Below are 24,913 nucleotides of genomic sequence, written 5' to 3'. Positions count from 1 at the left end.
ACCACGGAATGGAACGGAGGAACGAGCCGTGAGAGCAGTAATCAGCAAGAGTGTTCTGTACGCCAGCATCACGCTGGCGCTGGCCGCAAGCGGGCCGGCGCTGGCCAGCAACCCGTCGAAAGGCGACAGTCATGCCCGAAGTCCCAAGCCTGCCAGCGGCCAGACCTCCGACAACACCAGCGCCAGCCCGGCCAACGCCAAGAACCCCAAGAAGGCCGAAAACCTGAAGGCAGTCAGCGTCACCGGTATCCTGAAATCGCAGATGCAGGCCATCGAGCTCAAGCGCACCGCACCCAATATCCAAGACAGCATCACCTCAGTGAACATTGGCGAGCTGCCGGATGTGACCATTGCCGATTCACTGCAGCGCATTACCGGCGTGCAGGTGGGCCGCAATGCCGGTGAAGGCACCACCATCAATATTCGTGGCCTGCCCGAGGTGACCACGCTCATCAACGGTGAAAGCTTCATCACCGCCAGCAACATCTATTCCATCCAGCCCAACTACCAGACCCTGCCCTCGTCGCTGTTTGCTGGCGCCGACGTGATGAAATCGCCCACCGCCAGCATGCTGACCTCGGGTATTTCCGGCACGGTGAACCTGCGCACCCGCCAGCCCTGGGACCTGCCATTTGGCTGGACCACCGCCGGCTCGCTGGAAGCCGGACGCGGCCAGGTCGCGGGCAAGACCAAGCCCAACGGCAACATCCTGGTCGGCTACAACGACCATGGCAACTGGGGTTTCCTAGTCGGCGCATCCTACTCGGACTTTGTGCACAGCAACGATGTGCAGGGCTGGCAGCCCAACCAGACCGGACGCGTGGCCGGGGAAAATGCCAGCTCGGCCAATGCCGACGGCCTGGGCTACCTGACCGGCTGGAGTGGCTCACCGGTACCCTCGCAGATCACCCAGTTCGCCAATGGCTCCGTGGACGTCAACGGCGATGGCAAGGCTGATGGTGCCTTCTACAGCCCACCGCGCTTCAAGCCGACCCAGGACACGGTGCAACCCAAGCGCACCGGCCTCAACGCCGCGTTCCAGTACGGCTTTGACAATGGCCTTACCTTCACCGCCGATGGCTTCTTCAATCATCAGGTGCAGACCGACCAATCGATCGGCGTTTACACGTTGCCGGTCAGCCAGACCTCGCCGACCTCGCTGCCGCTGACCTCGCGCGGTACCGGTGCCATCTTCACCAACCCATTCAACACCCCGGGCGAGCAGGATGGCGACTGGAACCAGCAGTTCTACACGGTGCAGAAGTACAACGTGGTGGTAGGTGATTCCGAGCCCGAGTCGACTGCGATCAGGACCAACTCCTACGCACGCAACTTCAACACCGATCTGAAATTCGACAACGGCGGCCCGTTCACCGGCGATCTTCGCTGGATCAACGCCAGCGCCAGTCAGCAAACCGACCAGATGTCCATCGACATGAGCGACGGCAACGGTTCGCAATGGCCCAATGTGCTCAAATCCGGCGTCTCGCTACCCTCCACGGTGTATGTGCATCCGGCCAACGAGGGCGGCAACTTCGCCTTCAACCCCAATGGCTTTCCGCAGTATGCCTACGGCGAAACGGTGGACTGGACCGGCCAGAACCCGGTGGTCACCGTGCCGCAATCGGTACAGTCTCGACTGGGCCAGGAGTCCACCTATGTGGTCAAAAGCATCTATGGCAACGGCTCCAAGGCGGCGACCAGCATGAACGTCGTCCGCGCCGACGGGCATTTCCGATTTACCCCGGACTTTTCGCTGGACTTTGGAGCGCGCAACTCGATCCGCTCGGCATCGCTCAACTCCTACGTGTTTGCCGCGCACAAATTTGCCGGCAATGGCGCCAGCGACCCTGATGGCTGCCTGGTGCGCTGGACCACGTCGGACATCATCCTCAACGGCGGCGGCATCGATGGCGCCTGCACGGCCAGTAATGCCGATGGCTACTTCCGCGGCAACGAGTTGATGGGGCCGGTCAGTCAGTTGCCCGGTTTCATCAGTGACAACATGATGAAGATCAGCAACGTGGCCCAGACGCCCGGCGTGGTCGGCTGGGGCGTGGATCCGGCGGCGATGAAGAACCCGTACGACTTCTACAACGTTACCCAGGGCGGCACCGCCACGCGTGTTACCGACCCGGCCAGCAGCTGGGACCTGCAGGTGAAGGAGCGCGCACTCTACGCGCAGGCCAACTTCCAGGGCACCATTGCCGGCCTGCCCTTCAGTGGCAACGCCGGCTTTCGCTACATCCGCACCAACCTGGATGTGCGCCAGAATCTGACTGGCGCGGCACGGCCGTATGGCCTGCCGCAGGCCAATGCTGGTGCCATTCGCACCCATCGCCAGTACGACGACATTCTTCCCGCGATCAACGTATCGGTGGATCTGACGCCAAAGCTTAAACTGCGCCTGGCCGGATCCAAGAACATGATGCCGCTGTCGCTGGATCAGTGGGGAGGCGGCTTCTCGCGCAGTTTCCAGACCACCACGCTGGCCGATGGCACCGCGGTACAGGCGGTGACCGGTGCTTCCTCGGGAGGCAATCCGCAGCTCAACCCGTGGCGTTCGGAGAACTTCGGCGCCTCGCTGTCGTATTACATGAATCGCAGCAGCATGATCAGCCTGGCCGCATTCCGTATCCGCGTGTCCAGCTTCATCGTGCAAAGCAGTGCCATTTCCTGTGACATTCCCGATCAGGACGGCGTGGTGCGCCGCTGCGTGGACGTCACCGAGCCGGTGCAGGGAACCGGCACCACCCTGCATGGCCTGGAGGCCAACTACAGCCAGCATCTGGACTTCCTGCCCGGCTTCCTCTCGCACACGGGCTTCCAGATCAATGGCACCTACTCGCCCAGCGATACCGGCAAGAAGGACCTGGCCGGCAACGCCATTCCATTCCCGGACAACTCCAAGAAGTCGGCCAACCTGATCCTGTACTACCAGGACTCGCGGCTGCAGGCGCGCGTGGCGGCCAACTATCGAAGCCGGCGCGCGGTGGCGGAAAACTATGCCGGCATCACCGGTCTGGAGGTCTACCAGAAGCCGACCACCTACGTGGACGCCAGCATCAGCTACCAGTTCACGCCCAACTTCCAGGCCTATGTGCAAGCACAGAACCTGACCAACGAGCGCCAGAAGTTTTACCTGGTGTGGCCGGACGAGAAGTATTACTCCAACCTCTCCGAGCGCTACTACATGGCCGGCGTGCGCTTCCACTTCTGAGGCCGGTGTAACGATTGCCAACCCAGGGCTAGGAACGCCCTCGCCTGATACATGGACGTAAAAAACGCCCGCGGTGAGGGTTCGCCCTTGCCACGGGCGTTTTGCATTTGCCGGGCCGTGATTGTCCCACCGCGCCGATGACGCTTGGCGGCGCCAGGTGACCGCGACGTTGGCGTGGCCCGCGCTTGCCAGGCCGCGCTCCAAAGCCATGGCCGCATGGAAGATTCACACCCCGCATGCATTCACATTGAGAGCATGCGGGGCTCCAGTGGGTTCGCGCGCGCGGCTGCGTGTGGCGAGCTGATGTGGCTGGTTCGGCAGGGCGCGAGGGGGCGTGCCTGCGCGCGGTGTCGTGATGGTCCGGGCCAGTGCGTGCAATACGGCGACGGGGTCCATGATGGAACATCTGCACACGCTCGATTACATCATCATTGCCGCCTATTTCTGCGTCACCGCCGGCATCGGCATCTGGGTGGCGCGCGGCAAGAAGGACAAGGACGACCTGTTTCTGGCCGGGCGCTCGCTGGGCCCGGTGGCGGTGGGCTTTTCGCTGTATGCGGCCAATGTGTCCTCCGACACGCTGATCGGCCTGCCCGGCGGCGCCTACCGGAATGGCATCTCGGTGGGCAACTACGAATGGATGGCCGGGCTGGTGCTGATTTTCACCGCCTTCTTCGTGTTGCCGGTGATCATGCGCTCGAAGGTCACCACCATGCCCGAGCTGATGGAGCGACGCTTCGACTGGCGCCTGCGCAAATACCTGTCGGTGATCACGCTGCTGCTGGCTATTGTCATCGACACTGCCGCCAGCCTGTACGCCGGATCGGTGGTGGTGACGGCGTTCTTCCCGTCGCTGTCGATGTGGGAAATGAGCCTGGTGCTGGCCGCGTTCACCGCGGTCTACACGGCGTCAGGCGGCCTGCGCGCGGTGGTATATACGGATGTGATGCAGGCCTTCGTGCTGCTGGGTGGCTCGATCGCACTGGCGATCCTGGTGTTCGGCCAGTTCGATTTTTCCTGGAGCCAGGTGATGGATCGCATCTCGCCGGACAAGATGTCGATGATCCGTCCGCTGGGGGCCAACGGCCTGCCATGGCTGGGCACGCTGATCGGTCTGCCGATCGCCGGCTTCTACTACTGGACCATGAACCAGTACGTGATTCAGCGCGTGCTGGGCGCGCGCGACATGAGCGCCGCTGGTGGGGCCTCGGTGATCGCCGCCGGGCTGAAGCTGCTGAACCCGATCTTCATGGTCATTCCCGGTGCTCTGGCCATTGCCCTGCTACCGAACCTGGAACACCCGGACAAGGTGTTTCCCGAGATGATCATGCACTTTGCGCCGGTGGGCCTGACCGGGCTGCTACTGGCGGGCCTGGCGGCGGCACTGATGTCCAGCCTTTCGGCGGTGCTCAATTCCTCGGCGACGCTGGTGACACTGGATTTCATCCAGCCGATGAAGCCGAACTTGAGCAACCGCCAGCTGGCCTGGTGCGGGCGCGTGGCGACCTTCGTGATTGCCGGCATCGCGGCGCTGTGGGCGCCCTTCATCCAGCACTTCCAGGGCCTGTTCAATTACATCCAGCAGCTGTTCGCCTACGTCGCCTCACCACTGGTGGCCGTGTTCCTGTTCGGCCTGTGGAACAAGAAGCTGGGCCCGTCGGCGGCGCTGCGCGGGCTGATCTGCGGACATGCCGTCAGTGCACTGCTGTTCGTCGGCCAGATGACCAAGATCATTGGATGGCACTACACCATTTCGGCCGGCATTTCCTGCGCGAGCACGGCGCTGATCACCTGGGCCTGGATGGCCAAACTGGGCTGCGCGGACCGGCCCGACGAGGATGACAAGCGCGTGGCGCTGATCGCGCGCAAGGGGCTGACCTTCATTCCACCGAAGGTGCGCTGGGCCTCGTTCATCGTGCTGGGGTTGACCGCGCTGCTGATTATCGTGCTCTGGTAAACCAGCGCGACAGCGTTGATACAAGGCGACCGGTGCAAGTCCGGTCGCCGGCTTGATCAACCGTTCTGACGGGCCAGTTGGCGCCGCTCCAGCTTGCGCTGGCGTCGAGCTTCCTTGCGTGCGCGGCGGCGCGCGGCCATGCGCGAGAACACCAGGAACAACGCCGGGGTGCTTAGCAGGGTCAGGCTTTGCGACACCAGCAGGCCACCGATCACCGCAATACCCAACGGCCGACGCAGCTCGGCGCCTTCGCCCAGGCCTACCGCCAGTGGCACGGCGGCCAGAATGGCCACCATGGTGGTCATCATGATGGGCCGGAAGCGCACCAGGCAGGCAGTGCGAATGGCGTCGAACGCAGTAGCGCCTTCGCGCTGCGCGGTCAAGGCGAAATCCACCATCATGATGGCGTTCTTCTTGACCAGGCCAATCAGCAGCACGAACGCCATCATCGCCACCACCGACAGCTCGGTGTTGGTGACGATCAATGCCAGCAGCGCGCCGACGCCCGCCGATGGCAGCGTGGAGAGGATGGTCACCGGATGGATCAGGCTCTCGTAGAGCATGCCCAGCACGATATACACCGCCAGGATCGCCGCCAGCAGCAGCCACGGTCCCTGCGACTGCTGTTCGCGCAGGCGACGGAAGTTGTCGCCCAGCGCGAGACGGATGTCGCCCGGCAGCCGCATCTCGCCCACGGTCTGGCGGATCGAGGCCATGGCCTGACCCAGCGCCACGCCCGGTGCCAGGTTGAAGCTGACATCCATCACCGTGAACTGGTCCTGGTGGGTGATCTCGGCCGGCGCCAGGCCCGGCTCGATGTGCGCCACCGCAGTCAGCGGCACCATGCCGCCGGAGCCCTTCACGTAGATGCGCGTCAGCGCATCGGGCGTGGCCGTCTGCGTCGGCAAGGCGTTGACCACCACGTGGTATTCGTTGATGTCCGAATAGATGGTCGAGACCTGGCGCTGGCCGAAGGCGTTGTACAGCGCATCGTCCACCGCCGCCACCGACACGCCCATGGCCGAGGCCTTGTCGCGATCCACCACCACGTTCTCGCGCAGGCCGGCATCGTCCACATCGGTGCCGACATCGCGCAGCATCGGGTTCTTCTTCAGCACCGCCTGCAGCTTGGGCAACCACTCCTGCAGTTCCTCTGAGTTGTTGCCCTGCAGGGACACGCTGTACTGCGCGCCCTGACTGGTGCCGCCGCCACCGCCCGAGGGCAGGTCCTGGTGCGGGCGCAGGCGCAGCTCCATGTCAGGGAAACGGTTTACCTTCAGCGATAGTCGCGTCAGCACCTGCTGCGTGGTGAGCTTACGGCCATGGCCCAGCGGCTTGAGCTGGATGGTGAACGAGGCGGTGGTGGTACCGTGGCGACCACTGCCCAGCTGCGAACTGATGTTCTCGACCGCCGGGTCGGCTTCCAGCACATCGGTGATGCGTTGCAGGCGATCGGACATCTGGTCATACGACACCGACGGCCCGGCACTGGCCCGGCCCCAGATCAGTCCGGTGTCCTGCTCGGGGAAGAACCCGGCATGCACCATGCCGAACAGGAACACCGTCAGCACCACCAGCAGCAAGGGCTGCAGCGAGAGCAGGCGCGGATGCCTCAGCGCCCAGTCCAGCGTGCGCCGGTACAGGTTCAACATGCCGCCGTGGAAGCGATCCAGCACACGGCCGAAGCGGCTCGGCTCGGCCTCACTGGTGGGCTTTAGGAACACGCCGCACAGCGACGGCGTCAGCGTCAGCGAGACCACCGCCGACACGGCGATGGCCGAGATCAGCGTGATGGTGAACTCGCGGAAGAACATGCCCATCATGCCCGGCGCGAACAGCAGCGGAATGAATACCGCGATCAGCGAGGCGGTGATGGAAACGATGGTGAAACCGATCTCGCGCGCGCCGGCCAGTGCCGCCTGCAGGCGCGACTCACCGGCGTCCAGATGCCGGATGATGTTCTCGATCACCACGATGGCATCGTCGACCACAAAGCCGATGGCAATCACCAGCGCCAGCAGCGACAGGTTGTCCAGCGTGTAGTCGAGCAGGTACATCACCACGAATGCGCCGGCCAGTGAGAGTGGCACAGCCGTGGCGGCAATCACCGTGGGTGCCAGCCGGCGCAGGAACAGCGCCATGGTCATGATGACCATGGCCAGGCTGATCAGCAGCGTGATCTGCACCTCGTTGATCGAGGCGCGTACCGTTGGCGTGCCGTCGAAGAAGGTGGTCAGGTGCGTGCCCTTGGGCAGCCAGGTGCGCATCAATGGCAACTGCGCCTTGACCGCATCGACCGTGGACAGCACGTTGGCGTCCGGACGCTTGAACACTTCCAGCAGGATCGATGGCTGCTCATTGAACCAGGCGCCCTGGAACGAATCCTCCTGGCCCTGATAGACATCGGCCACGTCCTTCAGGCGAATCGGCGTGCCGTTCTTGACCGCGATGACCACGTCGGCGAACTGCTCGGCGCTGTGCAGCTGGTCATTGGCGGTCACCGCCATGGTGGTCTGGCCGTTGCTCAAGAACCCCTGCGGCGAGGTCACATTGGCCGCGGTCAGCGCGTTGCGCAGCTCATTGGAGGAGATGCCCAGCGCGTTGAGCTTGTGCAGGTTCACATCGACGCGGATCGCCGGCTGCGCGCTGCCGGCCACATCCACCGAGGCGACGCCCTCCAATTGGCTGAGTCGCGGCACCAGCAAGGTGTTGGCGCGATCATAGAGATCCGACAGCGGCTGCGAATCGGAGGTCAACGCCAGCATCAGGATCGGGTCGTCGTTGGGATTGGCCTTGCGGTAGGTGGGCGGCGAGGTCAGCCCCGAGGGCAGGTCCGGCACCGCCGCGTTGATCGCCTGCTGCACATCGCGCGCGGCCGCATTGAGATTGCGGTCGGAGTCGAAGATCATGAAGACAAACGTGCTGCCTTCGGAACTGTGCGAGCGCATCATGTAGATGCCCGGCACCTGGCCCAGGTGCCGCTCCAACGGCGCGGCCACGGTCGAGGCCATGGTGCTGGCATCGGCGCCGGGCTGGCTGGCCTGCACGAAAATGGCCGGGAACGACAGCTGCGGCAGCGCGCTGACCCCCAGCAGCAGGTAGCAGATCACGCCGATGACGAACACGCCGGCCGCCAGCAGCGAGGTGCCGATGGGGCGACGGATGAACGGCCCTGAGATGTTCACGCGCACGCCTCCCGCACCCACGGCACCACGGCCCGCGAACCGGCCTGGGCCAGCCCATGGGCCCCGCGGGCAGTCTGCCCGGACATCGATCCGATCATGACCGGCTGCCGACCTCGGCGCGTGCCAACGCACGGCGCTCGCGGCGGGCCCGCTGCCAGTCGGAGAAACGTTCCATGTACAGGTAGATCACCGGCGTGGTGTACAGCGTGATCAGCTGCGACAGCAGCAGACCGCCGACAATGGACACACCCAGCGGCCGGCGCAGCTCGGCGCCGATGCCATTGCCCAGCGCCAGCGGCAACGCGCCCAGCAGGGCCGCTGCGGTGGTCATCATGATCGGACGGAAACGCAGCAGACAGGCGCGATGGATGGCATCACGCGCATTCATCCCCGAGCGCTGCGCCTCGATCGCGAAGTCGATCATCATGATCGCGTTCTTCTTGACGATACCGATCAGCAGCACGATGCCGACAATGCCGTCCACCGACAGGCTCATGTTGCAGATCATCAGCGCCAGCAGAGCGCCGACACCGGCCGGCGGCAGCGTGGAAATGATGGTGATCGGATGGATGTAGCTCTCATAGAGCACGCCCAGCACGATGTAGATCACCACCACTGCCGCCAGCAGCAGCAGGACTTCGTCACCCAGCGAGGAGGAAAACTCGGCGGCCTTGCCGATGAACTGCCCACGCACCTGCGGCGGCCAGTTCTGCTTGGCCTGCAGATTGCGAATGGCATCGACCGCCTGTGACAGCGAGTAGCCTTGCGCCAGGTTGAACGAGATGGTCACTGCCGGCAGCTGGTTCTGGTGCGTGATCACCAGCGGTGCGTTGGTGACCGTGGCATTGGCCAGCACCGACAAAGGCACGGTACTGCCGGCACCGGTCTTGATGCCGGTATTGGCGTTGCCCACACCGGTGGACGTGGACGAGTTGGCCGAGACCAGCTGGCCATAGCTGGTGGCGTTGGTGCCGGTCAGCGCACCGCTGCCATTGCTGCGCACGGTCAGCTTGTTGAGAAGATCGGCGCTGTTGCGGAATTTCGGGTCCACCTCCAGCACCACGCGGTACTGGTTGAGCTGGGTGAAGATGGTCGAGATCTGGCGCTGACCGAAGGCGTCGTACAAGGTGTCGTCGATGGTCTGCACCGGCACGCCAAGACGGCTGGCCTTGTCGCGGTCGATATCAAGATGCAGCGAGCGCCCCTTGTCGGCCAGGTTGTTGGACACATCCGACAGCTCGGGCAAGCCGCGCATGGCCGAGGTCATCTTCGCCGCGTAATCGTTGAGCTGGTCCGAATTGACGTCGGACATGGCGAACTGGTACTCGGTGGCCGAAACCTGCGTATCCAGGGTGATGTCCTGCACCGGCTTCAGATACAACGCCACCCCCGGAATGCCGGCCGCGTCGTTCTGCAGGTGCGGCAGGATTTCATCCAGGCTGCCGCGGTCACCGCGGTCTTTCAGCACGATCGACAGCTGGCCCTGGTTGAGCGTCGGGTTGATCGAACCGGCGCCGATGAACGAGGCCACGCCAGCCACGGCCGGGTCCTTGCGCAGGGCTGCGGCGACCTGCTTCATGCGCTGCTCCATCGCCGGGAAGGCGATGTTGTCATCGGCCTGCACCACACCGGTGATCATGCCGGTGTCCTGCTCGGGCAGCAGACCCTTGGGAATGGCCACGTAAAGCAGGATGGTCACGGCCAGGGTGATGGCCGCCACCAGCATGGTCAGCGGACGGTGCTCGAGCACCCAGTCCAGACTGCGCCCATAGGCATCGACGGTGCGTGTCCACCAGTCGCGCCTGCCCTCGGCGGCGGCCCTCTCGTGGGCATCATCGCCCACCGGCAACTCGTCGGCCTTGAGCAGATAGGCGCACATCATCGGTGTCAGCGTCAGCGACACCAGCATGGAGATGACCACGGCGCTGGTCAGCACCCAGGCGAACTCGTGGAACAGGCGCCCGGTCACGCCCGGCATCAGCAGCAGTGGCAGGAATACCGCCACCAGCGACACGGTCAGCGAGAGCACGGTGAAGCCAATTTCCTTGGCGCCGATCTCGGCCGCTTCCTTGGGGCTCTTGCCCTGCTCGATGTAACGCACGATGTTCTCGATCATCACGATCGCATCGTCGACCACAAAGCCGGTGGCCACGGTCAGCGCCATCAGCGACAGGTTGTCCAGCGACATGCCGGTAAACGACATCACCGCGAACGTGCCCAGCAGCGACAGTGGCACCGCCACCGATGGAATCACCGTGGCCCACAACCGGCGCAGGAACACGAAGATCACCGCCACCACCAGGAACACGGTGAGGATCAGCGTGAACTGCACATCGTGCACCGAGGCGCGGATGGTCACCGTGCGGTCGGCGAACACCCTGAGGTTCACATTGTTGGGCAGCACCGAGCGCAGCGACGGCATCTGCCGGCGGATGTTCTCCACCGTCTTGACGATGTTGGCACCGGGCTGGCGACGGATATCCAGCAACACCGCCGGTTTGCCATTGGCCCAAGCTGCCAGCTGGTCGTTCTCGACACCATTGATGACCTTGGCCACGTCCTTCAGGCGGACCGGCGAACCATCCTTGTAGCTGATGATGGTGTTGCGGTACTGCTGGGCGTCGGTGAGCTGGTCATTGGTGCCGATGGAATAGGTCTGCACCGTGCCATTGAGCGTACCCTTGGCAGCGTTGACGTTGGCCTGGGTGAGCGCGCTGCGCACGTCCTCCATGGTCAGGCCCAGGTTGCCCAGCTGCGCCGGATTCACCTGCACGCGCACGGCCGGCTTCACGTTGCCGGCAATCGACACCAGGCCCACGCCCTCGACCTGCGAGAGTTTCTGCGCGATCACCGAGTCGGCGTAGTCATTGACCTGCCGCAACGGCACCGTGTCGGAGCTGAGCACCAGCGTCATGATCGGCGCGTCGGCCGGATTGACTCGGTTGTACACCGGCGGATACGGCAGACTGCCGGGCAGGCGCGCGGCGCGCAGCGCTGATTGCACGTCCTGCGCGGCGATGTCGATGTCCTTGTTCATGTTGAACTGCAGGACGATCGAGGACAGCCCGGCGGAGCTGTCCGAGCTCATCATGGTGATGCCGGAAATCTGTCCGAGCTGGCGCTCCAGCGGCGTGGTCACCAGGGTGGCCACGGTCTGCGCGCTGGCGCCCGGATACTGGGTGGTCACGACCAGGCTGGGCGCGTCCACTTCCGGCAGTGCCGAGACCGGCAACGCACGATAGCCAAGAATGCCCAGCAGCAGCACCGCTGCCATTAGCAGCGAGGTGGCGATCGGCCGGCGGATGAAAAGTGTCGAAAAGCCCACGCGGTGCGTTCCTGCTAGACGGAAAGTTCAACACGCCCCGGCACGCATGCGCCGGGGCGGCATCGATCAGTGATGGCGACGGCCGCCACCTTTCTGCTGGCTGGCCTTCTTGAGCTCGGCGGCGGTCGGCGCCGGCGGCACCTCACCGGGCTTGAGCGGCTGCACCTTGGCACCGGGCTTCAGACGGAACTGACCTTCGGTCACCACCTCGTCACCGGCCTTCAGGCCGCTGGCGATCATGGTGTGGGTGTCATCCACATCGCTGGCCACCTGCACGTTCTGCACCTTCACCGTGTGGTCGCCCTGCACCAGATACACGTAATCGCCATCGGGACCGCGCTGCACCGCCTCGGTGGGGATCACCAGACCGTTGTCGACCGTGCGCACGCGCAGGCGCACGTTGACGAACTGGCCCGGCCACAGCTCGGTCTGCTTGTTCGGGAACTGCGCGCGCAGCGTGAACGAGCCGGTGCTGGAGTCGATCTGGTTGTCGATCACCTGCAGCGTGCCGTCGGCAGCAATGGGGTGCGAGTCGGTGCGGTCCAGTGCTGCCACCGACAGTGGCGCCTTGGCCTGCGCGCTGCGCACCATGCCCAGATTCTGCTCGGGCAGGTGGAAGATCACATAGATCGGATGCACCTGGGTCAGGGTGACAATGGCCGTGGAATTGGCGCTGACCACATTGCCGGCGTCCACCTGGCGAATGCCCGCAAGCCCGGTAATCGGCGCGCGCACCTTGGTGTAGTCCAGCGACACCCTGGTGTCACGCACATTGGCCGCATCGGCGGCCACCGTGGCGCGAAGCTGATCGACGGTGTTCTGCTGGGTGTCCAGATCCTGCTTGGAAACGAAGTTCTTCTTGATCAGGTCCTGGCTGCGCTTGAGGTTGCTGATAGCCGTTTCCAGCTGTGCCTGGTCCTGCTTCTGGCGCGCCACGGCCTGATCGTACTGGGCCTGATAGGTGCGTGGATCGATCTCGGCGATGACCTCACCCTTCTTCACCTCCTGGCCTTCCTTGAAGTCCATCTTCATCAGCTGACCACCGACCTGCGGCACCACAGTCACGGTGTTGAGTGCCTGCACGGTTCCAAGGGCGGTCAGGTAGACCGGCACGTTTTCCTTCTTGACCGGCACCACGGTCACCGGCACTGGCTTGCTGTCGCCGCCCTTGTCGGCGCCGCCAGCGTGCATGGCGCCATGAGCCGTCCCAGCCTGCGGTGCGCTTTTACCGCTCTTTTTATGGTGAAAAGCCAGAACCAGTGCAATCACCACGACGATGATGATGACGATCAGCGCGATTTTCCGACGCGACATGAGATGGGTGACTCCCTACGAATTTCGCTCATGGTGATGTGGATGCAGGATGCAGGTTGAACGTCGCCAGCCGCACGGCGGCCAGGACATCCTAAGGACAGGGCCACACGGACACCCCGCAAGCCCCCTCCCCTGCATTACCTGCAAGCACCGGACATGGCACGCCCGGCAGCTTGATGCATGCATAGCATAGGTGCACTACAACGGCATTGAACAATGCCGGTTGACACATCCACCCCCTGCCTTTTGGCCTAGATGATCACTATTCCGGCTGCTGCCTGCCTGGCCTGCGTCAAAATGCTTGCACACGAGCGGCCCGGGGCCGCTATGCTGGGCCGGCAACCGGGGGAATGGCCAGCGGCCGTTCCGGGGAGGGTTCATCCCGTGGCATCCGCCGCCGCAAGGGAGTACGCGGCAGGCGCCTGTGGGAGGCAGGTGCGCGGATCTGCTTGAAAACAGACAGGTTGCGCTGGGCCGGCAGCACTCCGGCCATCAAGGAGACCGGGGTAACACAAGTGAGCAATCCAATCAGCAAGTCTGATCGCAACTTCCTTCGTGGGTTCTCCATCCTCATCGCCACGCTCGCCATTCTGACCCTGCTGATCGTGGGACTGGCCTGGTGGGTGTACGGCGCGCAACATGCCTACAGGAATCCGGATGCGGACAAACTGACCGGGCAGCGGCTGGCACCGGTGGGTTCATCCTATGCCGGCGATACCGGACGTGCCGCGATGCAGGCGGCCGAGGCCGCCGCCGCCAAGGCCGCCGCCTCGCAGGTCGCTTACGGTGGCACCACCGATGGCAAAGCCATCTACGGTCACCTTTGCACCAGCTGCCACAACGCCGGCGTGGCCGGCGCGCCGAAGCTGGGCAACCAGTCCGCGTGGGCACCACGCATCGCGCAGGGCATGGATACGCTGATCAAACATGCCATCAACGGCTACACCGGCCCGGATGGCAACCACATGCCCGCCAAGGGCGGCAATCCGGCGCTCACTGACAAACAGGTGGAAGCGGCGGTGAAGTGGATGGTCAGTCAGTCAAAGTAAGCGTTTGCGGCGCGTGCCGGCGACGCCAGTCGCCGGCAAAGCCAGCCAGATCGGGGAAAAACGCGCGGTAGTCAGCCTCCAGCCGGGGCGCCTGCGCGTGCAGCTGCGGCCATGCATCGGCCAGCGGATTGGCCCGGCTCAGGCGCTGTGAAAGCCCGGCGAAGACGTTTTTCAGCATCGCCGGTTCGGCATAGGCGGCCGGCAGGCCGTGCGCCTGCATGTAGCCGGAAAAGCGCTGCAGACGCGCCGGCAGCCACGGCCAGTGCGCCCGCAAGCGCTGGCGCAGACGGGCTGAAAACGCGTCCAGGTCCTCACCCTGCGCGCGCAGCTGGTGCGCCAGGCAATAGTCGAACCAGACATCGAGCATGATGCCGGCATAGCGTCGCCACGGTGGTTCGAAACGCGCGCGCGCGGCGGCCACCACCGGATGCGCGTCGGTGTAGGTATCGATGGCCCGATGCAGGGCGATGCCCTGTCGCAGGCTATCGGGCAACGTTTCGTCAGGCGTGCCACGCACGAAATCGCCCATCAGGCCACCCACTTCCAGACCGGCATCGCCGCCGGCCAGCCAGGCATGCGCCAGGTGATTCATGCCCGTCCCTCGCGCGCCCGCGTGCACGCACGTTTGACACTGGGGGGCGTAACGGCGGTTATCATGCACCTCATGAACGATACGATTCCTGCATCCGCGCCCGACTCCTTCCCGGGCGAGGCCACCAGCTTCGCGCTCGCCGGCCCGGTCGGCAAGCTCGAGGTGACGGTGGATGTTCCCGAGGCCGGCGCGCGTGGTGCCACGGCGGTGATCTGCCATCCGCACCCGCTGCACGGCGGCACCATGCGCAACAAGGTGGTCACCATCATTGAGCGCAGCCTGCGCGAGGTCGGCCTCAACACGGTGCGCTTCAACTTCCGCGGCGTTGGCGCCTCCGAAGGCGAATACGACGACGGCATGGGTGAAGGCGATGACCTGGCCGCCGTGGTCGAGTGGGTGCGCCGCGTCAATCCAGGCGACGATGTCTGGCTGGCCGGTTTCTCCTTCGGCAGCTACGTGGCACTTCGCAACGCGCACAAGCTGGGCGCGGCGGCACTGATCACGGTCGCTCCTCCGGTGGGCCGCTGGGACTTCGACGGCTTCACCCTGCCCACCTGCCCGTGGCTGGCCGTGCAGGGCGAAGACGACGAAATCGTCGACGCCAACGAGGTGTTCGCCTGGGTCGAGTCGCTGGGGTCCAATGCACCGAACATGGTGCGCATGCCCGACACCAGCCATTTCTTCCACCGCCGCCTGATGGATCTGCGCGGCGCACTGAAGAACGGCGTGCGCAGCTGGCTACCCGAGCCGCGCGCCAACTGATCCGCCCTGTCCCGATTCACCCGCGCGGCGACACATAAGGCGCCGCGCCAAACCTGCGCCCATTGATGACCGACCCTTCCGCCGACCCGCAAAGCCCCAGCGCGCGCTATGCGCAGGGCGTACAAGCCCACCGCTGGGAACGCGATCGCGCGCAGTTGCCGGCCCTGGCCGAACTGGACCGCATGCACAGCGCGCTGCATCAGCGCGCCGGCCGCCGTCAGGGCATGCTCGGCCGGCTGCGCCAGGCGCTGGGCAAGGAACAATCCTCGCCGGTACAGGGTTTGTACCTGTGGGGCAGCGTCGGGCGTGGCAAGACCTTCCTGATGGACCTGTTCGTCGCCGGCCTGCCGCAGGGCACGGCGCTGCGGCGGCATTTTCATCGCTTCATGGCCGAGGTGCACGAGGCGCTGCGCCAGCTTGGCCATCGCGCCGACCCGCTGCCGCTGGTCGCCGACGACCTGGCCAGCCGCGCCCGCGTGTTGTGCCTGGATGAATTCATCGTGCAGGACATTGGCGATGCCATGATCCTGGGCGGTTTGCTCGACGCACTGTTCGCCCGGGGCGTGAGCCTGGTCACCACCTCCAACACCGAGCCGGAAAATCTCTATGCCGGTGGCCTGCAACGCGCCCGCTTCCTGCCCGCCATCGATTTGATCGAAACGCACTGCAAGGTGCTGATGCTCGATTCGCGCAACGATTGGCGCCTGCGTGCGCTGGAGCAGGCGCCGGTCTACCAGTGCCCGCCCGGCGCCGAGGCCGAACGCGCGCTGTCGCGCATTTTCAACGACTATGCCGAGGGCGATGTGCACGAAGGCGGCCAGATCAGCGTCAATGATCGCCACATCGCCGTGCGCCGCCATGCCGACAACATCGCCTGGTTCGACTTCGACGCGCTGTGCGACGGACCGCGTGCGGTAGCCGACTACATCGCCCTGGGCAAGCGCTTTCCGGCCATCGTGGTGTCCAACGTGCCGCCGTTTGGGCCGGACAACAACGATCCGGCCAAGCGCTTCATCCATCTGGTGGACGAGTTCTACGACCGCCACGTCAAGCTGGTGCTGTCGGCCGCCGCACCCATCGTCGAGCTGTATGACGGCGAGCGCCACCGCGCCGAGTTCGAGCGCACCGCCTCGCGCCTGATCGAGATGCAGAGCCAGGATTATCTGGCTTCCGAACACCTGGACTGACGCCCTCGTCCGCATGCCTCGCCGCTTGCCGAGCCGGCATATGACTTATGGCGGATTTGCATCGATCTAAATGCGAACGTATGGTCCTTGCACCGACACGTTCGCCGGCTGCCTATCCATAACGCTTCCACGCGGCGCGGCGTTGCTTATCTTTCGAGGGGAGGATGGACCATGGGTTTCCGGCGCCGCAGCAGTGCAGCCATCGTATTGACCCTTGTCGCCACGGCGGCAAGCGCGCAACACAGCCAAACACCTGATTCACCGGTCAGCCTGGCCAATCCGCTGGTCGGCACTGCGCCACTGGACAAGCCCAAGCTGATCGGCAACGCGCCACCGCCGGGCGAACCGGTCTATACCGGCCAGACCTCACCGGGTGCGCGCCTGCCGCACAGCTCGGTGCAGGCCACGCCGGTCAACAACAACATTGCGCTGAGCTACCCCAACGGCGTGCCGACGCCCTACTACTACACCAACCCGACCATGATCGGCTTTACCGGCGGTGGCGGCTCCACTTATGGCGGCCGTGCCGAACCGATCATCGAACCGGTGGTGGGCGCCTGGTCGATGCCGCCGGCACTGCGCGAATCCTGGTACGACAAACGCCGCGAAAAGGCCTCGCCAGGCTATTACTCGGTGTATCTGAACACCTTCAAGACCCGCGTCGAGCTGACGGCCACGCAGTGGGCCAGCCTGATGCGCTTCACCTTCCCGGCCAGCGATCGGGCCCATGTGCTGGTGAGTTTCCCGTCGCATGGCGGCCACGTGCAGGTGGTCAACGACCACAACATCCGCGGCCAGTCCAGCGACAGCCACGCGATCGACGGCGCTTACTTCGTCGCCGAATTCTCGCAGCCGTTCACCAAGCTGGGCACCTTCCGCAAGGCTCCTGGCGACAACCGCGGCTGGGGCATCGGCAACAAGGACGTGGAGCCCGGCCAGCGCGACATCTCCGGCCATTACGCCGGCGCTTATGTCACCTTCCACACCAGCGCCGGCGAGAAGGTGCTGATGAAAATCGCCCACGGCACCAGCTACGCGCAGGCCGAGCAGCGCCTGCATCAGGAACTTCCCGCCTGGAACTTCGAGCGCGTGCATGAGGCGGCGCGCAAGGACTGGGCCAAACTGCTGGGCCGGGTCAAGGTCACCGGCGGCACGCACAAGCAGCGCTCACTGTTTTATTCGACACTTTTTCAATCGTTTGAAAGCCCGCGCCTGATTGCCGCCAAGGGTGAGAAATTCACCGACTCCAACGGCAAGGTCCAGGTTGCCACGCACGATCGCTACAGCCCGGTGCCGTTCTGGGATACCGGCCGCAACCAGATCGTGCTGCTGGAGATGCTCGAACCCAAGCTGATGCGCAATGTCATGGCCTCGGAGCTGGACATGGCCCGTGAGAAGGGCTTCATGAACACCTCCTTCCACGGCGACAACGCGGTGTTCATGTACCTGGGCGCCTGGGAGCGCGGCATTCCATTCGACTACAAGGCGGTCTACAAGTACCTGCGCAAGAACGCCATGGACCCGGCCGGCCCGCGTCGTTACCTGGCCGAGTACGAGAAGCAGGGCTGGATTTCCGACTTCATTCCCAAGGGCAGCCCCAACCCGCCGTACGCCGGCGGCAAGGCCGGCGCGGCGACCACGCTCGAATATGCCTGGGACGACCACGCCATGGCCGAATACGCCAAGCGCATGGGCAAGATGGACGATTACCGGATGTTCCTCAAACGCGCGCACAACTACGTGAACGTGTTCGACAAATCCGACGGCTTCATTCGCGGCCGCACCGCCGACGGCAAGTGGATCACGCCGTTCGATCCTGGCGAGCCTTACTACAACTTCATGATGAAAGAGGCCTCCGGCTGGTCGACGCTGTGGCTGGAGCCACACGATGTGCAAGGCCTGATCAACCTGCTGGGCGGTCGCCAGGCCTTCGATGCCAAGCTCGACCAGTTCTTCACCACGCCGTACCACCCCAAGGGCATCTGCCGCGACTGCACCGGCCTGATTGGCCAGTACGTGCAGGGCAACCAGCCCGATCAGCAATCGGCCTACTACTACGACTGGGGCGGCCAGCCGTGGAAAACGCAGATGCGCGTGCGCCAGATCCTGCGTGAAATGTATGGCAGTGACGCCTCCGGCTACGCCTACCCGGGCATGGATGACCAGGGCGCCACCTCGTCGTGGTACGCACTGAGCGCGATGGGCTTCTACCCAGTCGATCCGTCCAGCCCCAACTACATCATCGGCAGCCCGATCTTCGACACCGTGGCCATCCAGTTGGGCAACGGCCATGTGTTCAAGGTGGTGGCCAAGAACAATTCGGCGACCAATCAGTACATCCAGTCGGCCACGCTCAACGGCAAGCCGTGGAACAAGCCGTGGTTCTCATGGGATGACATCAAGAATGGCGCGACCCTGACCTTCCAGATGGGCCCCAAGCCCAACCATCAGTGGGGCGCAGCGCCGGCCGACGCGCCGCCGTCGATGTCGGCACCGGCCGATGCCGCGGCCCAGGAGCATGCCGCGCACTAGCTTGGGCCTTGCCCGTCACGCCAGCGAAAGCGGGCAGCCAGCGCCTTGGGTGCCGCAACACACCAAGGCGCTGGGACGACACGCCCAAGCCCTTGGTGACAGTCGGTTCGAGTGCCAACAAGGCCGGACATCCAAAAAAAATGGCGCCGCCCCGAAAGGAGCGGCGCCGTTTTTTGTTCCATCCCCGCAGCATGACACCAGCGAGGCGTCAGCGCTCAGTGCGGGCGGTAACGCAGCGTGACGTAAGCGGTGCGGCCCGGCTGGTTGTAGTACCAGGAAGTCTCGTAGCTATGGTCGAACACGTTGGCCACGCGCGCCTGGATGTCCCAATGCGGCAGGAAGCGATAGCTGGCGCGCAGATCCAGCGTGCCGTAGCCACCCAGGTGATGCGTGTTGGCGGCATCGTCGTAGCGACCACTGGCCGCATACAGCGTGGCGCCGAGGCCATAGACACCAAAATGGCGATCCAGATCCACTCGCGCACTGCGTTCGAAGCGACGCGGCAGCAGGTTGCCATCGTTGGCGCTGCCGTCGATGTTCTTCGGCTGCTGCCAGGTCAGGTAGGTGTGCACCAGCCAGCCGGCCCACTGGCCCTTGAACTGGCCTTCCACACCACGGATGCGCGCACGGCTGATATTGCCCGGCGTGTAGTTGGCATCCAGCGCGATCAGGTCGTCGATGGTGTTCTGGTAGGCGCTGACCTGCCAGCTCCAGCGCGTGTACCAGCCACCCAGGCCCAGCTCGACATTGTGTGCCGACTCGGGCTTCAGGTTGGGATCGGCCGAGGGCGCGTAACCGGGCGTGCTGGGGTAGTACAGATCGTTGAACGTCGGCGCGTGGAAAGCGCTGGCGTACGAGGCGGTCAGGCGCAGGCCGTCGGTGAAGTCGTAACCCCAGGCAATGGCGCCCGTGCCATGGTTGCCAAACGGCTGGTTGTGGTCGTGACGCAACGACAACTGCAGCTCGTTGGCGCCGAAGCGGCCCTGGTACTGCGCAAAGACACCGGTGTTGTCGCGCGAATCGTTGATGTACGCGGTGGACGAATCCAGATGCTCGCGGCTGTAATCGACACCGGCGGTCAGCTGCTGGTTAGCGGCCAGGGTGAACGCGTTCTGCCAGGACGCATCGTCACGGCGCGAATTGGCGTAGCCGGTCGGCGCCTTGGGATAGAACACGCCGTAATAGGTGCCCTGGTAATAGGTGGTCGACAGGTCCTTGCTCTGCCCCGCGTTCAGGCTGACATCCCAGCCATCGACCGGGGTCAAGCTAAGACGCGCGCCGGCCACGCGCTGCTCGTTGTCGGCCATGTTGCCGCCATACGGGCTGCCGTCGTATTCGACAAAGCTCTTGCTGCGCATGCCGGTGACGGCCAGCTCGGTGCCGTTGTCCCAGCGGTAGCCGCCGGAGAACAGGCCGTTGTAGTTGCGGTAACCGTCCTTGTCCGGCTCGTTGACGAAGCAACCGGCAAACACATCGCCGGCGCCGACCTTGCAGCTGTTGATGCCGTGCGTGTACTGGCTGCCGAGGCTGACGTTGTACCAGGCATGGTCGCTGCCACCGGAAAGTCCGGCCTCACCGCGCCAGGTGTTGTGCGAGCCACCGGTGACGCTGAGCGAGGGCGTCGGCGCCTGGCCGGCCTTGCCATGTCGGGTGAAAATCTGGATCACGCCGCCGATGGCATCGGCGCCATACAGCGAGGCGCGCGGCCCGCGCACGATCTCGATGCGCTGAATCTGGTCCACCGGAATCTGCTCGAACGCGGCCAGCCCCGCCGACACCGAGCCAATGCGCACGCCATCGATCAGCACCAGCGTGTGCGTGGAATTGGTGCCGCGCAAAAACAGCGAGGTCTGCTGACCCATGCCGCCAGCGTTGGAAAACGCCACGCCCGGCAGGCCAGTCAACAGATCCTGCAGCGATTCGGGCTGCAGACGATCAATATCGGCGCGGGTGATCACCGTGACCGGCGCCAGCGTATGGCTGACCGGCTCGGCGGTACGCGTGGCGGTGACCACCACCGGATCGATGCTTATCGAGTGATCGCTCTGCGGCGCGGCAAACGCCGGCGCAGCCACGGCCAGCAGCACGGCGCTGGCAAGAAGATTCAGACGCATGTCGTTTAGGTTCCCTGATGGACGCCACACCCCGTCGGTGCGGCGGGCGGCTTAAGGCCAATAACGTTGGCACGCGGGAACATAAAAGCCAGAACACCCAATGCCGGCACGGCATCGCGCATGGTCCGACCATCGCCCACCGCGATGCCTCCACCCGACCGCACGCAACCTGGCATGCGGTCATGTCATCGGGCCGGTCTCCGGGCTTGTCGGTTGAGCCTTGAACACAGGCTCGGTACCCATCGCCCTTCCCGCCGACACATGCCGGCAGTGGGTGGCCTTGAGGCCGTCGATCGATACCCGGTCGATACGCGAAACACGCATCGAGCGCACACGACTTACCGTTGCGGGGGCAGCGCCGGCCTTGCACCCTGGCGTGATGGCTCACACCCGGCGCGCACCGGCTTCCCGTTTCATCCTGCGCGTGGCAAAAAAAGCCGCACGCCGGACACCCGAAACGGGCGCAAGCCTAGCCGCTTGGCGCGCCCAAGTACAGTGCGCCAAGTGTCATGAACTCAAATCATTGATCAGCCACGCATACCCATATTTCGTGTTGACGGACCAAGGGCACGCGCATATGTTGTGTTCCATCGGTGTACACGGCCCATCCGGGATGTGTGCTTAAAAGGGAATCCGGTGCGCTCTGGGCCATAGGCCTCAGGGCAAGTCCGGAACTGCCCCGCAGCGGTAGGCGGAAATTCCAACTCCTGACAGATGCACTGGGTGCGAAACGCACTTGGGAAGCGCAGGACGAGGTGGATCGCGAGGCGATCCGTGCCGCAAGTCCGAAGACCTGCCGATACGTCGAGCGCGCTCGTGTGCCCTCGCGTCGCAGCCGGTGAGATGGCCGCTACGCACAGTGCAGGCGAACGCTTCGGCGCGGGTGACCGCTTCCGCGGGGAGGCGCGTCGCAGATGGGGTCCGCAAGGGCGCATCCACGCATGGATGCCCAGCCGGGCCGCATCGCGTCGCGTGGCCTCTTGCTTGAAGCGCAATCCTCAATGACCCGCGCGCGGGAGCGGGAACTTGAACCGGCAACGAGCGATGCATGACCAGAACGGCATGCCCTCGATCGCCTTTAAGAGCGGAGGTCGTCCCATGGAACCTTTCGATGATGCCTCGCGCGGCAGCGCCGTGGCGTCCCCCGAACCCCTCGTCGATGGCCATCCGGCCGAACCGGCAACGGCCGAATCGCCCATGCTGAGCCGCCCGTCGGCGCCGGTAGCGGCGCAACCGCCGTTTGAACTGACCGCACCGCACAACCCGGCGCAGATGCATGTGACCAAGCGCGACGGCGTGCGCGAGCCGGTCGACGTGAACAAGATCGTGCGCGCGGTGGCGCGCTGCGCCGAAGGCCTGCACGCGGTCGATGCCATGCGTGTGGCGGTCAAGACCATGGGCGGCCTGTACGACGGCGCGACCACGCTGGAACTGGACCAGCTGTCGATCCGCACCGCCGCCGCGCTGACCGCCGAGGAACCCGAATACGGCCAGTTGGCGGCGCGCCTGCTGGCCGCCACCATCGACAAGGAAGTGGGCGCGCAGGACATCCACTCGTTCTCGCAGTCGGTGGCACGCGGCGCCGAGCTGGGCGTGGTCAACGCGCGCCTGCGCGATTTCGTGGCCGCCAATGCGCGCAAGCTCAATGACGCCATCGATGGCGAAGTGGCCCGCCGCTTCGAGTATTTTGGCCTGCGCACGGTGTACGACCGCTACCTGCTGCGCCATCCCGAACAACGCCATGTGCTGGAAACACCGGCGTATTTCTTCATGCGAATCGCCTGCGCCCTGGGTGGCGGTGAGATGGGCGAGACGCTGGAGCTGTACCGCCTGCTCTCGCATCTGGAATACATCCCCAGCTCGCCGACGCTGTTCAACGCCGGCACCGCGCACGAGCAGCTGTCCTCGTGCTTCCTGCTCGATTCCCCGGCCGACTCGCTGGAGTCGATCTACGAGAAATATGCCGATGTCGCCAAGCTGTCCAAATTTGCCGGCGGCATTGGCCTGGCCTACTCGCGGGTGCGTTCGCGCGGCTCACTGATCCGTGGCACCAACGGCCATTCCAACGGTCTGGTGCCGTGGCTGAAAACGCTGGATGCCTCGGTGGCCGCGGTCAATCAGGGCGGCAAGCGCAAGGGCGCGGCCTGCGTGTACCTGGAACCGTGGCACGCCGACATCGAGGAATTCCTCGAGCTGCGCGACAACACCGGCGACGAGGCCCGGCGCACGCACAACCTCAACCTGGCCAACTGGATTCCCGACCTTTTCATGCAGCGCGTGGCCGAGGATGGCGACTGGTCGCTGTTCGATCCCAAGGTGGTGCCGGCGCTGGTCGACACCTGGGGTGAAACTTTCGAGCGCGTCTATACGCAGGCCGAGGCCGAGGGCAAGGCCGTGCGCACACTCAAGGCACGCGAGCTCTACGCGCGCATGCTGCGCACCCTGGCGCAGACCGGCAATGGCTGGATGACCTTCAAGGATCGTGCCAACGCCACCTGCAACCAGACCGCCGTGGCCGGCAACGTGGTGCACCTTTCCAACCTGTGTACCGAGATCCTGGAAGTGACCTCGGGCAACGAGACGGCGGTGTGCAACCTGGGCTCGATCAACCTGTCGCGGCACATGCAGCGCGAGGCCGACGGTCACTGGAGCTTTGACTACGACAAGCTGGCCGACACCGTGCGTACCGCCGTGCGCCAGCTCGACCGCGTGATCGATCTGAACTTCTACCCGATCGACACCGCACGTCGCGCCAACATGAAGTGGCGCCCGGTAGGCCTGGGCGTGATGGGTCTGCAGGATGTGTTCTTCCGTCTGCGTCTGGGCTTCGACAGCGACGAAGCCAAGGCCATGTCGGCGCGCATTGCCGAGGAAATCTACTTCCACGCCCTGGCCACCTCGTGCGAGCTGGCCGAGGAACTGGGCGCGCACGCCGCCTTTGCCGATACCCGCGCCGCACGCGGCCAATTGCAATTCGACCACTGGGACGGCACCGCACCACATCAGCCCGAACGCTGGGCCACGCTGCGCCAGGCCATTGTCGACAAGGGCCTGCGCAACTCGCTGCTGATCGCCATTGCGCCGACCGCGACCATCGCCTCGATCGCCGGCTGCTACGAGTGCATCGAGCCGCAGGTGTCCAACCTGTTCAAGCGCGAAACGCTGTCCGGCGACTTCCTGGTGATCAACCGTCACCTGGTCGATGAGCTGAAAACGCTGGGCCTTTGGACGGCCGAAGTGCGTGACGCCATCAAGATGGCCGACGGCTCCATCCAGGGCATCAGCGCCATTCCCGAAGCGCTTCGCCACATCTACCGCACCGCCTGGGAGCTGCCGCAGAAAGCCCTGATCGACCACGCCGCCGCGCGCGGCGCCTACATCGACCAGAGCCAGTCACTGAACCTGTTCATGGAAAACCCGAACATCGGCCAGCTATCGTCCATGTACATGTACGCGTGGAAGTCGGGCATCAAGACCACCTACTACCTGCGCTCGCGCCCGGCCACCAAGATCGCCAAGACCACCGTCGGCAGCGGCGAGGCGGCAAAAACCAAACCGGACGACACCACCAACGCCAACGCCGCCGTGGTGTGCTCGCTGGAAAACCCCGAGTACTGCGAGGCGTGCCAGTAGAGCGAGGAGTGCTGCCTTCCCGGTAGCGGCTATCGACCCAGCG

General features: G+C 64.6%; 12 protein-coding genes and 2 riboswitches. Of the genes, 7 read left to right on the top strand and 5 right to left on the bottom strand.

The window, feature by feature from the left end; translation table 11 throughout:
* Nucleotides 1-28: 28 nt before the first annotated feature.
* Complete coding sequence (locus HBF24_RS11315; RefSeq protein ID WP_167172954.1) at nt 29-3,220, top strand: TonB-dependent receptor; 3,192 nt, start codon at nt 29-31, stop codon at nt 3,218-3,220.
* A gap of 394 nt (nt 3,221-3,614) precedes the next feature.
* Nucleotides 3,615-5,177, top strand: a complete 1,563-nt coding sequence (locus HBF24_RS11310) for a sodium/solute symporter (RefSeq protein WP_206064296.1) — start codon at nt 3,615-3,617, stop codon at nt 5,175-5,177.
* Between the two features lie 56 nt (nt 5,178-5,233).
* On the opposite strand, the gene HBF24_RS11305 is transcribed toward HBF24_RS11310, so the two are convergent.
* The 3 genes from HBF24_RS11305 to HBF24_RS11295 all read right to left on the bottom strand — a co-directional run bounded on the left by HBF24_RS11305 (nt 5,234) and on the right by HBF24_RS11295 (nt 13,001).
* Nucleotides 5,234-8,362 (bottom strand): efflux RND transporter permease subunit, encoded by a 3,129-nt coding sequence (locus tag HBF24_RS11305; RefSeq protein WP_167172952.1) that lies wholly within the window; start codon nt 8,360-8,362, stop codon nt 5,234-5,236.
* Nucleotides 8,363-8,456: 94 nt separating this feature from the next.
* Complete coding sequence (locus HBF24_RS11300; RefSeq protein WP_167172950.1) at nt 8,457-11,687, bottom strand: efflux RND transporter permease subunit; 3,231 nt, start codon at nt 11,685-11,687, stop codon at nt 8,457-8,459.
* A 66-nt stretch (nt 11,688-11,753) separates the two neighbouring features.
* The gene (locus HBF24_RS11295) at nt 11,754-13,001 is read right to left on the bottom strand and encodes an efflux RND transporter periplasmic adaptor subunit (protein ID WP_167172948.1); all 1,248 of its coding nucleotides are present in this window, start codon (nt 12,999-13,001) and stop codon (nt 11,754-11,756) included.
* A gap of 527 nt (nt 13,002-13,528) precedes the next feature.
* Here HBF24_RS11295 and HBF24_RS11290 point away from each other — a divergent pair.
* Complete coding sequence (locus HBF24_RS11290; RefSeq protein WP_167173237.1) at nt 13,529-14,050, top strand: c-type cytochrome; 522 nt, start codon at nt 13,529-13,531, stop codon at nt 14,048-14,050.
* Here HBF24_RS11290 and HBF24_RS11285 read toward each other — a convergent pair.
* Nucleotides 14,034-14,642: an ACP phosphodiesterase gene (locus HBF24_RS11285; RefSeq protein WP_167172947.1), complete on the bottom strand. Its 609-nt coding sequence runs from the start codon at nt 14,640-14,642 to the stop codon at nt 14,034-14,036. The genes HBF24_RS11290 and HBF24_RS11285 overlap by 17 nt on opposite strands.
* 72 nt (nt 14,643-14,714) lie before the next feature.
* On the opposite strand from HBF24_RS11285, the gene HBF24_RS11280 reads away from it, so the two are divergent.
* From HBF24_RS11280 to HBF24_RS11270, 3 genes are all read left to right on the top strand, one after another.
* Nucleotides 14,715-15,404, top strand: coding sequence for an alpha/beta fold hydrolase (locus HBF24_RS11280; protein ID WP_167172945.1), 690 nt, complete (start codon nt 14,715-14,717; stop codon nt 15,402-15,404).
* Nucleotides 15,405-15,469: 65 nt separating this feature from the next.
* Nucleotides 15,470-16,591: a cell division protein ZapE gene (gene zapE, locus HBF24_RS11275; protein WP_167172943.1), complete on the top strand. Its 1,122-nt coding sequence runs from the start codon at nt 15,470-15,472 to the stop codon at nt 16,589-16,591.
* A gap of 171 nt (nt 16,592-16,762) precedes the next feature.
* The gene (locus tag HBF24_RS11270) at nt 16,763-19,123 is read left to right on the top strand and encodes a GH92 family glycosyl hydrolase (RefSeq protein ID WP_167172941.1); all 2,361 of its coding nucleotides are present in this window, start codon (nt 16,763-16,765) and stop codon (nt 19,121-19,123) included.
* Nucleotides 19,124-19,338: 215 nt separating this feature from the next.
* Here HBF24_RS11270 and btuB read toward each other — a convergent pair whose 3' ends face one another.
* Nucleotides 19,339-21,237, bottom strand: coding sequence for a TonB-dependent vitamin B12 receptor (gene btuB / locus HBF24_RS11265; RefSeq protein WP_167172939.1), 1,899 nt, complete (start codon nt 21,235-21,237; stop codon nt 19,339-19,341).
* A 173-nt stretch (nt 21,238-21,410) separates the two neighbouring features.
* A riboswitch (cobalamin riboswitch) is annotated at nt 21,411-21,708 on the bottom strand.
* Nucleotides 21,709-21,811: 103 nt separating this feature from the next.
* Nucleotides 21,812-22,053, top strand: a riboswitch (cobalamin riboswitch).
* A gap of 381 nt (nt 22,054-22,434) precedes the next feature.
* On the opposite strand from btuB, the gene HBF24_RS11260 reads away from it, so the two are divergent.
* A complete protein-coding gene (locus tag HBF24_RS11260; protein ID WP_167173235.1) occupies nt 22,435-24,870 on the top strand; it encodes a ribonucleoside-diphosphate reductase subunit alpha in 2,436 nt (811 codons plus the stop codon).
* Nucleotides 24,871-24,913 lie beyond the last annotated feature (43 nt).

The organism is Oleiagrimonas sp. C23AA (assembly GCF_011759385.1).
In the GTDB taxonomy this organism is placed as follows: domain Bacteria; phylum Pseudomonadota; class Gammaproteobacteria; order Xanthomonadales; family Rhodanobacteraceae; genus Oleiagrimonas.
This window is presented reverse-complemented; position numbering and strand designations above follow the sequence as displayed.